Source organism: Vibrio lentus (assembly GCF_030409755.1).
Taxonomy (GTDB): domain Bacteria; phylum Pseudomonadota; class Gammaproteobacteria; order Enterobacterales; family Vibrionaceae; genus Vibrio; species Vibrio lentus.
This window is the reverse complement of record NZ_JAUFQE010000003.1, coordinates 83,698-96,151: the sequence shown is the minus strand read 5'-3', so window position 1 is coordinate 96,151 and position 12,454 is coordinate 83,698. Positions and strand designations below refer to the sequence as shown.

General features: G+C 43.1%; 9 protein-coding genes and 1 pseudogene. 6 read left to right on the top strand and 4 right to left on the bottom strand.

Features of this window, described 5'->3' with window-relative positions; translation table 11 throughout:
• Positions 1-283: 283 nt before the first annotated feature.
• On the bottom strand, positions 284-556 hold the full coding sequence (locus QWZ07_RS25740; protein WP_192854444.1) for a helix-turn-helix domain-containing protein: 273 nt from the start codon (positions 554-556) through the stop codon (positions 284-286).
• A gap of 107 nt (positions 557-663) precedes the next feature.
• Complete coding sequence (locus tag QWZ07_RS25735) at positions 664-999, bottom strand: hypothetical protein (RefSeq protein ID WP_225998593.1); 336 nt, start codon at positions 997-999, stop codon at positions 664-666.
• 116 nt (positions 1,000-1,115) lie between these two features.
• Between QWZ07_RS25735 and traD the strand changes: the two genes are divergently transcribed.
• The 4 genes from traD to QWZ07_RS25715 all read left to right on the top strand — a co-directional run bounded on the left by traD (position 1,116) and on the right by QWZ07_RS25715 (position 5,242).
• Positions 1,116-3,221: a type IV conjugative transfer system coupling protein TraD gene (gene traD, locus QWZ07_RS25730; RefSeq protein ID WP_192854442.1), complete on the top strand. Its 2,106-nt coding sequence runs from the start codon at positions 1,116-1,118 to the stop codon at positions 3,219-3,221.
• Between the two features lie 211 nt (positions 3,222-3,432).
• Positions 3,433-3,963, top strand: coding sequence for a hypothetical protein (locus tag QWZ07_RS25725; protein WP_192854440.1), 531 nt, complete (start codon positions 3,433-3,435; stop codon positions 3,961-3,963).
• Between the two features lie 181 nt (positions 3,964-4,144).
• Positions 4,145-4,330, top strand: a complete 186-nt coding sequence (locus QWZ07_RS25720) for a hypothetical protein (RefSeq protein WP_192854438.1) — start codon at positions 4,145-4,147, stop codon at positions 4,328-4,330.
• A gap of 333 nt (positions 4,331-4,663) precedes the next feature.
• Positions 4,664-5,242: a hypothetical protein gene (locus tag QWZ07_RS25715; protein ID WP_048660756.1), complete on the top strand. Its 579-nt coding sequence runs from the start codon at positions 4,664-4,666 to the stop codon at positions 5,240-5,242.
• A gap of 3 nt (positions 5,243-5,245) precedes the next feature.
• Here QWZ07_RS25715 and QWZ07_RS25710 read toward each other — a convergent pair whose 3' ends face one another.
• Together QWZ07_RS25710 and QWZ07_RS25705 are read right to left on the bottom strand one after the other, a co-directional pair.
• On the bottom strand, positions 5,246-7,861 hold the full coding sequence (locus QWZ07_RS25710; RefSeq protein WP_192854436.1) for a UvrD-helicase domain-containing protein: 2,616 nt from the start codon (positions 7,859-7,861) through the stop codon (positions 5,246-5,248).
• Positions 7,862-8,075: 214 nt separating this feature from the next.
• A complete protein-coding gene (locus QWZ07_RS25705) occupies positions 8,076-8,654 on the bottom strand; it encodes a DUF2913 family protein (protein WP_192854434.1) in 579 nt (192 codons plus the stop codon).
• A 147-nt stretch (positions 8,655-8,801) separates the two neighbouring features.
• Between QWZ07_RS25705 and QWZ07_RS25700 the strand changes: the two are divergent.
• Positions 8,802-10,331: pseudogene (locus tag QWZ07_RS25700) on the top strand (type IV secretion system DNA-binding domain-containing protein); the annotation flags it as partial.
• A 470-nt stretch (positions 10,332-10,801) separates the two neighbouring features.
• Positions 10,802-12,436 carry a hypothetical protein gene (locus QWZ07_RS25695; RefSeq protein WP_225998592.1) on the top strand — a complete coding sequence of 545 codons (1,635 nt, stop codon included), beginning with the start codon at positions 10,802-10,804 and terminating at the stop codon, positions 12,434-12,436.
• Positions 12,437-12,454 lie beyond the last annotated feature (18 nt).

The following is a 12,454-nucleotide window of genomic DNA, read 5'->3' as shown; positions in this document are numbered from 1 at the left end:
ACGTGACCTGTCTAAAACCTTCGTAGGTTGAGTTTATGCTCCTGGTACTAAATAGCTTGAAATCACCTAAAAATGCCGATAATTGTTTTCAAATTGAAGTAAAAAGCGCCAGTTATAAAACTTATCGCGACACTAATAGGCGGGTATATTCGTTGACTTCTAAAAGAGCCCAATGATGGTTACTTTGCAATTGGAGTATATTACCGCCATTGATTTCTTGAGAGGTAATGGGGGTTGGTTAATCTCTGCACCCTCGTCAGGGTACCAATAGGCTGATACATACTTATAAGCTCTCATCCGATCCAAATTCACGAGTTGTGATCTGAGCTAACTTTTTGGTGAAATTACCTCTGTTAATCCCTAAAACCCTAGCAGCCTTAGACTGATTACCGCGCGTATGAGTTATCAACTCAGTAAACAATATTTCAAACACAGCAGGAGTCACCCAAGACATATCAGGGCTAACTGATTGTTTATCAAACCATGTCGGTTCCAGTTCTGCTCGGATAAGTTTTTTTAAATGGTCTTTGTTGATTGGAGTTAGTTGGTCATTCATAAAAGTTGAAGGTCATAAGGAACTTTATCATTCTAACAAATTTACCATGAAATCGCCTTGAAATCGCCTTGAAATCAGCCGGCGAGGGAAATTACGAATACGATGGATCACTGCCCAGCGCAATAAGCAACGAGGACATTTTTAATCATAGGCTCAAAGCCATTCGTTTCCAAAAACACTCGACCAATCACTGTCCGGTGATGCCCATCCTCAACATAAAGCTCACCATCTCTATTACACAGAGAGCAATTTCGCTTTTCTTCTGAAAAATAGTAATCAGGATTGCTTTGAAGGTTTCGAGCACAACACTGACCACGTTCGAGACCGTGACGATTATCAGCGCAAGGAAATAAAACCACCCAAGTTTTGCCAACATCTCGGGGCTCTAGACTCCCCACCCCGTCGGAGAGGTGAACATCCGTGACATGCGTAAATTTTTTCATATCAGAGCCCTACACAGCAATACCATTAGCCAACAACCGTTCAATTGTTGGCCAGCTTATCTGCATACGCAGGTAATTATCTAAAAAGTACTCCATTTCACTCTCAAGGAACCACGATGCCTAGACCTAAACGCGCGTCCGGCAACCACTTTACCCGTGGCGGACAAATTACTTTTCACTCCATTCGGATGTTCTTTCAAGTCAACAATACCTTAGTCTACGCCGCCATTTGGTCGGTGATAGCGCTCACTGGCGTTCTTACCTGGCTACGCGCGCCCGATAACGCCTTTTGGTCTGTGTTCTACTATTGGCGCAATCATATCTATGCCAGCCTTGGACACGATCTTAACAGCGAAGTCACGACTTTCTGGAGCGGGAAACGCTACATTGGCACGCTCGCTTCCCAACTGGACAACACCCAACTCATCAATCTCTACGATAACGTGATACGCCAAATACAAATCAACTTTTTGATTGGCATCGGTATTGCTTTCACCATCTTAATGCTCGCCATGACTTTCTTTAAACGACAAGGCGAAAAACAAAGTGAAGATTTTCACGTCCGAGGCTTTCAATACGCAGAGCCCAAAGTGCTCACTAACGATTTAAAAAAACGGGCAAAGAAACTCAAAAAACAGGGCGTAGGAAACGGACGGATTTCTGATTTCAAAGTGGATGGGCAGGCCTTATTTAAACATGAGTTTGAAGTTCAACATATGCTCATCGACGGCACCACAGGGGCAGGTAAATCCGTCATACTTCGTAAACTATTACGCTGGATACGTAAACGTGGAGATAAAGCCATTATTTATGATAAAGGCTGCACCTTTACCAGTAAGTTCTTTGACCCTACCCAAGACACCTTACTCAATCCCTTCGATGAACGCTGCGCCAATTGGGATGTGTGGTGTGATGCGAAAGAAGCCCCTGACTTTGAAAATATAGCCAGCGCACTTATCCCGCAACATGGCGAAGGCGATCCGTTCTGGGTGGATTCCGCTCGGACTATTTTTTCGAGTGCGGCGTATCGCATGAGCCAAGATGACAAGCCCTGCTCGACCGCAAGGCTGCTCAGTCTGATACTCACGTCTGAACTTGAAACCCTGGGTAATTTCCTGCAAGGCACAGAGTCTGCATCCCTGGTCTCGAAAGACATCAAAAAGACGGCCATCTCCATTAAGTCGGTGCTCGCCACCTACATCAAGAGCCTACGATTTTTGGATGGATTGGATGACAAAGACGCGAAAGGAAAGCCCAAACGCAACCCGTTTTCTATCACCGATTGGGTACAAGACGATAAACAAAAAGGCTTTTTGTTCTTATCCAGTAACGCGCAGCAACACGCCTCTCTGCGTCCTTTGATTTCGACTTGGCTTGCCATTGCTTCTAACGCTATCTTGGGACTCAAAGACGATGAAGATCGCCGTATCTGGGTGATTATGGATGAAATGCCAAGTCTGCATAAACTGCCTGAGCTTGACACCATCATTGCCGAAGTGCGTAAGTTTGGAGGCTGTTATGTGATTGGTCTCCAGTCTTATGCTCAGCTCGTGAAAACCTACGGCAAAAACACCGCGGACGTCATTTTTGACTTACTCAACTCCCGTTTTTACTTTCGTGCCCCCTCCGCGCAAATGGCGCAAATCTCGTCAAAAGATTTAGGTGAGCAAGAGGTGGACGTGTCAAGAGAGCACATTTCTTACGGTGCAAATGCGTTGCGTGACGGGGTATCGATTGGTCACCAAACCGTCACCCGCCCTGTTGTCTCTAGCAGTGAAATACAAGCCATGGATGATTTGCAATGTTACCTTCGCGTACCAGGAAGCAGCTTTATCACTCAACTGGATTTGCACTTTGATAAGATGCGAGATGTGACACCGGCCTTTATTAAGCGTGATTACACCCCATCGCCCGCCATGACCAAGGCGTATCAAAAAGCGATTTACTTTGAGTGTGTCGCCCCAGGTATGCTCCTCAACGAAGAAGAGCGTAACGCACTCACAGAAATCCAAGCCAAGCAATTTGAAACGCCGGAAGAGATGACGCTGGAAACCGACCAAATCCAACAAGCACAACGAAGTGAGACAGTCAAAGCGTTAGCCAGCAAGGAGTCGGAAAAGCTCAAATCAGACAATGACCATCAAGAGCGCGCGCAACAAGAGCTTGAAGAGTCGGCGATATCTCAAGATATCGAGATGGACTCTGGAGAAATGGTAGAATAAATAGCCATTGCGCTTTAAGGAACTTAAATCCCCTCTTAAATGGTCAACTTATCAAAAACTAGGTGTCGAGGGCATTTAAACAAAGATGTTAATCACCTCAACAATGGAAAGTAATTATGAACCCTAAAACCCAATACGGACTGCAAATGAAATACCCTTACAACCAACCTATCCCTAAAGCACATCAACTGCCTGTATGGAGTTTGTATTAATGCGTTATCTTTTCCTACACAAAGAAAATGAATATCTTTTATTGAGTAATGAAAATGGCACATTAAAAGAGGAGGCAAGTCAACTGACGCAGCAAGGATTTACTTGTTTCCTGCACTCCCCCATCGAGGCAGAAGAGAAAGAAACCGCGAAAACGTTATACCTTAAAGAGTTATTATTTTGCGCAACCAATGGTCACATTATCGCCATTCACCAATTAACAGGACAAGAAGTGTGGAGAAATCGGCCACAAGGAAAAGAGTACCAGGCATTAGGAACCACTACGCTCTTGCTAGAAAAAGGTATGTTGATTTGCGGCTCTAACGGATGCGTATTTGCGCTATGCCCCTTTTCAGGCTCTCTTTTATGGGATAATAGTTTACCAAATCTTGGTTTTGGCACAGTGACGCTGGCAACGACACAACAAAACACAACAATTGAAACCATCGTGATTACTCAAACAAACACGACACATGGTCATCATACTAGCCACTCAATTTCTCCCTCCATCATCGAAGACAATAACCTATGATGAAAAAATACGATGCGGCCCTGACATGTTAAAACAACCTGAACCACTCTTTGTTCTCGATATGCTCGACGAACGACTGGCGACATTTCGTGCTTACTTATAGAGACGCTAAAAGGTTGATGCCCTCTACATTGCGTATGCGCTAGAGTTAGATATTCCTGTGGTGACAGATGATCAAGACATGGCTGAGTTAGCTGAAGCGTTTGAAGTGAAGTCTATTCCGACTTTAGAGTTAATGAAAATTATGCATGACAACGGTCATGCAGATATCGGCAAAATCAAAGGTATTGTTGACTATTGGATCGCAATTGGAAATTGCCCAGCTAATCTCCATCGTGAGCTTAAGAAATTTTTTCCTGAGTTATAAAAACGATCAAACTCTATTGTTCTCCGATATTTAAAGACGGTCATATCGAAGCGAAAATACATCCCCTGCACGTTCCCTCTTATGGGTAAGAGCCCTGAATAAGCAGAACATTCAATGGCTTCACTTTCCAAATACGGGGCGACTGTACCCACCCCATTTTAACCTTTCTGGATAAATATTGGTTTGCTCTACCTGCTATATGCTTGCATGTAGAGGTTGAGTGAGCCCGACAAACGCAGTGCGTCAGCGGTTGTTTAATCTGCGCTCTTATCTTGATGAAATATCACGATTCAAGAGTAATGGCGAACTTGATGAGAAATTTAAGGAGGCCTTATGCCTAAGTATGACCACAATTATTTAGAGGAGGATAATGAATTCTATCCGGCTCCCTCTTTTCCAATGACCCTTAAGATGAAAGACGAATTCAAAGCATTTCTTTTTGACTGTTCTAAAGAGGAACTTGTCGAACATGTTCATCAGTTTTTGAGCATAGAAAATGACATCGTTAAACAATTACAAGACTGGTCGACTCTAAGTGATTGTCGGAACTTAGCTAACCGCATGAAAATTGACCACAACTTTAACTCGCCGAACCTTCAAGAGTGGGTGAAGTTTCTCATTCAGATAGCAACAAAGGCAGAGAGGATGCTCTCGATTGATAAGAAAGCAATGAGTAGCCTTGCCAGCAATGACCCAGGTGCATACGCACAAGCTCTTCTGTTTAGAAGAGCGTTTTGCTTTGATAGATACTCTGTCGGAGATTTTACGAAAAATCACCTTCGTGATGAGTTATCTTTTAGTGCCTCAGATCATGCTCTTTGGCTGTTGTATGTTGAGCGGTTCCCTGACAACCCATTACCTCAAAAGATAGAGCGAGTGACAGCAGCACCACCCACGCATCCATTGGAATAAATCTCATTCATTTAGTAGATAATGAGCTAAGTTATCACTGCTACTGTTGGACTGGAAAAACCAGTGTAAAACTTGTTTAGCACGAGTAATTGCAACATATGCAAGTCGATGACCCTCATCTACTTGCATCTCATAGTAAGTAGATGAGATATCAGGGGATTGATAATACAGTCCTTCACGGATAGGGTTTGTTTTGGAGGGGGGAATGTTGCCTAACACGATGACACAGTCCCCCTCAAGCCCCTTACTAGCATGAATAGTTAGAGACTTGATTACCTTAATTTTGTCAGCATTTTTCTTAATTAAGTCGTTCCATTTCAAAGATTTTTTTGAATATTTGTTATTGAAAGATCTATATAAAATGTAAATCGGCTTATCTTTCGTAGGTTTTCTTTTCTCCAACTCTTTTTCAAGAGTGATAGCAGCAAGCTCGTAGTCGATGTATGAGTATAGATCCGAATAAAATCTTTCTTCGTAGGCTGGATAAATATGACATCCAGGGTCTACATGTCTTTCTTCATTTGCACAAACTTTATAACTTTTTGAGGACTTATTTCTGACTTTATCAGCGCAAGTTTGTCCTTTGGTCAGTATTGTTGAGTGGCTTCGATGGTTTGCCTCTAGTGATATGCTTTCATGAGTATGGTCTGTTGTGAAATAGCGCTCAAAATGCGTAATGTACAGCGCAGAGCTCCCTCTCCAACCATAAATTGATTGAAGGTCATCCCCAATACAAATGAGCGAACCGCCCGGTCTTGTTTGATTAGAATAAAGGTGTCTCTTTATTTGCCTAAAAAATCCAATAATATTGGGTGATATGTCTTGAAACTCATCTATTAGTAAATGGTTATATTTCAGTAGCCGTTGAGTGTCACGGCTATTGTATGCAGGATGATCAGGGTCAGAGAAGTCATAAAAAACATCATTAAAAGTTGTGTACCCACTCATGTTCAATTTCTTTTTCCAGTTTCTATGAAATGACCAAGCTAGCCATAGAAACTGAGAGTCGATAGCGTTGCAGTTTGATTGTCCACATAAGTTATCAATGCCCTCTTTTGTAAAAGTATAGAGGGGCACCCCAATGGAGTAAGAAAAGTCGATAATACTTTCAAACTGCTTATGTATCAGATTGCTCCCACTTCGAGTCGTTGAAAGGAAATCGCCCTGACAACAAAAATTAAAACTAGGAATAGAGTTATATAAGGGTATTTGTTCAGTGCGCTTGCTTTCGTTAAGAGCAATAAGGGTGTTTAATTCAAATAGTGTATCTACAGTGCAATAGCTGGTTGATACTTGACGTGCTATCAGCGCGTTCCGTTCTTTTATGATGTTTTTAATTTTTTTCTTGTCACCAGGGGAAATGGTTTCTTCCTTACATTGTTCGGGCGTAAGGCTTAAGAAAACTTTAAGTTTGATGTTGGGCAAATAGAGGTGGTAGTTCAGCTGTGTGTTTCGTTCGACTTTAATGGAGCCACTTTTTGAAAATTTATCCAAAATATTTTTAATTTCATAAGGGTAATTTTTAAACCATGTATTGAGGCAATGTTGGGTGAGTTGTGACTCAAATTTGTTGGAAAAATAATGCTTTTTAGTTGTTTTTCTATTAAGCCTTAATGAGTATACGTAAAGGTTGTTGAACTTTTCTCGGAATTCTTCTGACGTTGTATAGAGCTCTTTAGCTAGCTCTGTTTGCATCAACTCAGTCTTGCTAGGGTGATTAGTTTCTTTTTTAGCCAACTCCATAGCGTTGGAGATGCGGTACATATCTAAATCGTCAGTATCGTACCGCTCTTCGTCGTCTTCAGCTTTATCGAACAGAATTTCTTGTTCAAAAGGGTTTAAGTATTTATTCGTTTCATAAGCTAAAGAGTGAAACGTTCTTACAATTGACTCTGCGTTTATTTCATTAAAATTTCGGATGCCCCACTGCTCACACCGAGAAAGTAATTTTTTGATAAAGTCTTTCCTAGACTCTCTAGTAAAAGTACATACCGTGATTTCACCAAAGGGAATATCTAAGTAATAATGCAAAAAAATCACTCTTAGCACTAGCGTTGTCGATTTACCAGAGCCAGCGCCAGCAACCACGCATGCTGAACGGTTGTTACAGAACACCATGACTTCTTGTTCTTTACTCATGTAAATCATTTCTTGCTCTTCAGGATCTTTGAGTTTCTCTTTTTCGTTGATGTTATCTTTGTCTCTTTTGAACGCTGCAATCTTTTCTTCCAAGAAGTCAATTTTTTCCAATGGTTGAGGAGGGACGACAGGAATACCTTTGTATCTACTGGAGACCAACTTTTGGTTTAAGTCTTTTAGGTCAAGGCCGTATTTTTTACCAAGCTCAATGTATGTTTTAAGTTGAGAGTCTATAGATTCTATTGTCTTGGATTGAGACTCTAGTTGATACTTCTTTTTAGTGAGAGCTACAGTGTACTTGGATGCCAGCGCCTCCATTTTAGTTTTATGACTTACTTTGGAGATGGACGTGTTTTTGAGTGTTGTTAGTGCTTCTTGAACTTTAAGGTAATCACCTTTGAGCACCTCATGGTGCTCAAGTGGAACAGCTTTAACAAGGCGATAAAAAAACGGGATTCTTTTGTTTCTACTATTGGTCAAATGAGACTCCTAGTGTTAACTCGATTTTTTAAATACGGGTTTCGGGTGTTAATAGAAATGAACAAGGAATAAATTCAGAAGGTTCACTTTCCGAATACGAGCCGACTCTATCCTCCCAACGAACGTATGGTATTGGACATGCTGGAAGGCAATGACTGGCGTTACATTCGCACAACTTACGTTCAGGCGAACGTCTCATCCGTAGATGATGAACTTAAATGCGATGCAAGAGTAAGTGAATCACTTCACGCTCATCCACATACTCGTTTTCTACGCGATAGACACCTTTGGCTTGCACGGCCTCAATCAGCGCTTTGAGGCGCGTCGTTTTGACTGTCATGACCAAGGGTTTGATTTGGTTATTGTCTTTATCAAACCCCTCTTCAATTTCTGACTGGGTCATATACAAGGTCTCCTCCTCTCTCGCTTTGTCGGGATGGTCGAGCTCGGAAGGAAATTGGTACTGTTCATTGAGGTCTGTCAGCATGAGATAGAGTTCATCCGCCTGTGACAATCGAGCCTGATACTCAAGGTTCAGTTGATTGACCGTCCACAACTTTTGCTCAAGATTACCTCTGGTTTGGCGACCAATAGTGAGCATGGTTTTTAGGTCGTTTTTGCACACAGAGAATTGAGCCTGCTTTACTTTCGGTTTGAGGTATTTCACCAAGAAGGCATTGCGTTTCTTTACCGTCCAAAACCCACCTTGATGACTCATAGTGCAATAGAGCGTCAGCAGTGAATGGGTAACCAGCTCATTCAGAGCTAGGTAGTGTTTTAAATTTTGACTCATCAAAGCGCTCTGTTTATCCAATCAGTAGCACAGTGTATCAAATCCCTAATGAAAATCATGGCGTAAGCGCGCCTTTCCTTTGAATAGCAGTGAATAGTTCATTTCATCACTTTACCTTCAACGCCAACTCTTAAATAAGGAGCGACGATGCGTCCCCGTAAGAAAAGCAATCATTTTACCCGAGGTGGCCAAGTCATCTTCCATTCCATTCGAATGTTCTTCCAAGTCAACAACACCCTCATCAAGTTCATTGGTTTTGGGATGTTATTGGCCACTCTCGCGTCACGCCTTTTGGGGGAGTTCTATTACTGGCGGAATATTTATACGCTATTAGACAACTTGGTGACCACAGTGTGGGACGGTGAGCGCTACCTCAGCTTGAAAATGTCGTGCTTCTCGATATTCACGCCGAGGAGTGGCGAAACTTCCAAGTCTATTACCTCGTCTCGATGCTGGTCGGATTCTTCATTTTTTATCTGCTGCAGCGTTTTTTCAAAGAGCAAGGCGAGAAACAGAGTGAAGACTTTCATGTGCGTGGTTTTCGCCTAGTTGAACCACAAGTCTTAACTAAGATGCAAATCAGCGCGCTAGATTGATGGCCACGCGCTGCTCAAACAATCGTTTGAGGTGCAACATCTGCTCATTGATGGCACCACGGGCGCGAGTAAATCAGTGATGATCCGCAAACTGGTGCGATGGATACGAGAGCGTGGCGACAAGGCCATTATTTACGACAAAGGTTGTGTATTCACCAGTAATTTAAATCGCCCTGAGACCGACGTTATATTAAACCCGTTGATGCTCGATGCGCGAATTGGGACGTGTGGTGCGACGCGAAAGACGCCCCCGACTTTGAGAACCTGGCCGCGGCCCTCATCCCACAACACAGTGATGGCGTTCCGTTTTGGGTTGACTCAGCGCGCACCATTTTTTCATCCACCGCCTTTCGCATGAGCCAGGACAATAAACCCGCGACGACCGCACGCCTATTGAGTTTAATTTTGACCAGTGAGCTTGAAGCGTTAGGTAATTTTCTGGAAGGCACCGAGGCGCCGCCCGGCATCGAAGGACATCAAGAAAACCGCGATTCCCATCAAATCGGTCTTGGCCACCTACATGAAAAGCATGCGTTTTTTAGACGGCCTTGATGATGAGCATCGAGACGAAGCGCTGCAGCATGCGTCACTGCGACCGCTCATCTCCATGTGGTTGGCTATCGTGTCCAACGCCATTTTAGGGCTAGAAGCCGATGAAGACCGCCGCCGATGAGATGTTTGATTTGTTGAACACGCGCTTTTTCTTTCGTGCGCCATCAGCACAAATGGCGCAAATCTCTTCCAAAGACTTGGGGGAGCAAGAAGTCGATATTTCTAAAGAAAACGTGTCGTACGGCGCGAACACGCTGCGTGACGGTGTGTCATTGGGCCATCAAACGGTCACAAGGCCGGTGGTCTCGCCGAGTGAGATCCAAGCTTTGGATGATTTGCTGTGTTACTTACGCACGCCAGGTGTCGATCTCATCACTAAGCTGGATTTGGAGTTCGATGTCATGAAAGACATCTGGCCTTCTTTCAATAAACGTAGCGTGACATTGTCACAGCCTATGCAGGAGGCCTATGCCCAAGCACCTACTACGAAAGCGTCGCACCGAGCCTTCACCTATCTAAAGAAGAGCAATGACCTCACCGGAAATAGGTCATTGCAAACCAAATGTATTAGGTATTTTTATGTTACCGAGTTTGTCTAGATTAATCTTTGAGACCTTGGTCGTCTCACTCTTATTTTCTGCACTTTGTCTTATGAAGATCACCGAGAGTCAATTTCAGTGGACGCAACTTTTCATCGCGTCCACTGGCTTTTTATCACTGTATAGTTTGAAGCGCATCGTGTTTTTTTGTTAAAAAACGCCCCAACACTCCTCACTACATCGTACTCACCTCTGCAGGATTCGCTTTACTCCTGAGCATCAGCATGGAGTACTCGTTATTTGGTTTATTGAATTCGATAGGCCTGACTTTCATGTACTTAGCCCCCATCGTGTTAAAAAGTGCACTGACTCAATCTTAGTCATGATTAGATATTTAGTTATAGTGCGCCATAAGCGCACGTAAGCCCTATCATTGATGAGATTCCTCAAAGGAAAATCGATGAAAAGCGTAACGCCCCATAGAGCCTCATCATCTCGAATAATCACTCACCCACTATTCCAAGCCTTGCCATTGCAAGGCTTTTTTACGTTCATTCATCAAGGATTAACCATGCCAAATAAGACCCTCTTTAATTCTGACCATCTACCGATATTAAAGAAACAATTACACACTATATTCGATCAACTTACCTTCGCTGAAATCATTCAGGGCAACGCCCCCGAAAAAAACACATGGTTATCGATTTGCGCTCAAGCGGTAGGTTATGGTGACTGGGACGACTTAAAAGCGCAAGCAGTCACGCACCACGAGCCAACCCACAACATTCTATTTAACCAAGCATCCATCATTCCTTTCATCCAAAGTGTCAGAGTCAGCTTGGGGGAGCACATCGACAATATTGAAGGCTTTACCCATGTCATACTAAGAAACTTAACTACCGAAGAGTTAAACGCCATGAATGGCAATAAAGAAGAGCTTCCACCACTACCCAAAGCGCCAACGTCCTATACGTTAGAATTAGGACCGAATACGGCCTATGCCCGCGACCTTTTAGATTGGCTGTGGCCAAGAACAAAAAATTACCAAGTAGACCCTATCAACACTCAGTATCTAGCGCACATGAAAGAAAAGCGAATGAGCTTGAGCAAGTCTCAAGCAAAAGAGCGCGCTTTGGATGTCTACCCACACTCTGGCATGCTAATCAGAGACATATTAGAGCAACTGATTTCAGAAAATTACCTAGAACTCAACGATGATCAAAGGTGCGTAACTTTTACTCGCAAAGGTCTTAATTATCTCAACGGAAAAATGACCAACGAATATGACGACCAATGGAAAGAATGGTTTAAGGCATTTGCAGCGCATCTCAAAAAAATCCCATACCGATACATCAAGATAGATTGGACACCCTATATCGATTTATATGCCCGGGGCATGTCACCCATTGAGGCGGCAAAAAGTCTTGAATGGTCAGAATGCTACACTCAAGCACACTCAGAGATCCAATCGGCCATTAAACACCAACTCGACACCCATTTGCCTCAATACCCCAAGGAGCGATACCTTCAATTTACGCCTAGAATATTTCTGACACCTGAGCTGACCAGCAACAAGGTAACAGACATTCATTTTGAGTTTATAGGCCCCGACTGGGCGAAACCAAACGGCAATCTAAAAACAAAGCGCTTTTGGCCAAACAAACGCTACGTGTCTGTGCATTTAGAGACCTCGCCGAAAAGTCGAGGTTGGTATGCCGTCATTCCCGATGAGGTTGATTGTTTTCAAGTAAGCTACAAATGGACAAGCCAGTCCCATTCTTTTGCAAGCGTCACCCACCATATGACTTACCAGTTAGAGCCAAATATAGAGTGTGCTCAAGATTGGCTATATGGCAATGAGTGCATGAAGCATTCTGATTCTTCGAAACTAGCGATGGCCGCCGATGAATATAGCTTTAACCGCCTGGAATGCCTAACTCATGGCAAGCATTTAACCAATGAAGAAATTGTAGCGTTAGACCGATTTAAAGCGGGCATTACATCCATTCACATTGATGAAAATGGCGTCATCATTCACGAAGAACGAACGTTAACCGCTAGCAATTCCTTTGCTTGTGTTGGGATCATTTTGTAACCACACCTCTTTTAATTC

What these genes read in the sequence shown, in the direction of transcription:
- traD (WP_192854442.1), top strand. Translation starts at nt 1,116, where the DNA reads ATGCCTAGACCTAAACGCGCGTCCGGCAACCACTTTACCCGTGGCGGA.
- QWZ07_RS25705 (WP_192854434.1), bottom strand. Translation starts at nt 8,654, where the DNA reads ATGAGTCAAAATTTAAAACACTACCTAGCTCTGAATGAGCTGGTTACC.
- QWZ07_RS25725 (WP_192854440.1), top strand. Translation starts at nt 3,433, where the DNA reads ATGCGTTATCTTTTCCTACACAAAGAAAATGAATATCTTTTATTGAGT.
- QWZ07_RS25715 (WP_048660756.1), top strand. Translation starts at nt 4,664, where the DNA reads ATGCCTAAGTATGACCACAATTATTTAGAGGAGGATAATGAATTCTAT.
- QWZ07_RS25720 (WP_192854438.1), top strand. Translation starts at nt 4,145, where the DNA reads ATGGCTGAGTTAGCTGAAGCGTTTGAAGTGAAGTCTATTCCGACTTTA.
- QWZ07_RS25735 (WP_225998593.1), bottom strand. Translation starts at nt 999, where the DNA reads ATGAAAAAATTTACGCATGTCACGGATGTTCACCTCTCCGACGGGGTG.
- QWZ07_RS25740 (WP_192854444.1), bottom strand. Translation starts at nt 556, where the DNA reads ATGAATGACCAACTAACTCCAATCAACAAAGACCATTTAAAAAAACTT.
- QWZ07_RS25695 (WP_225998592.1), top strand. Translation starts at nt 10,802, where the DNA reads ATGAAAAGCGTAACGCCCCATAGAGCCTCATCATCTCGAATAATCACT.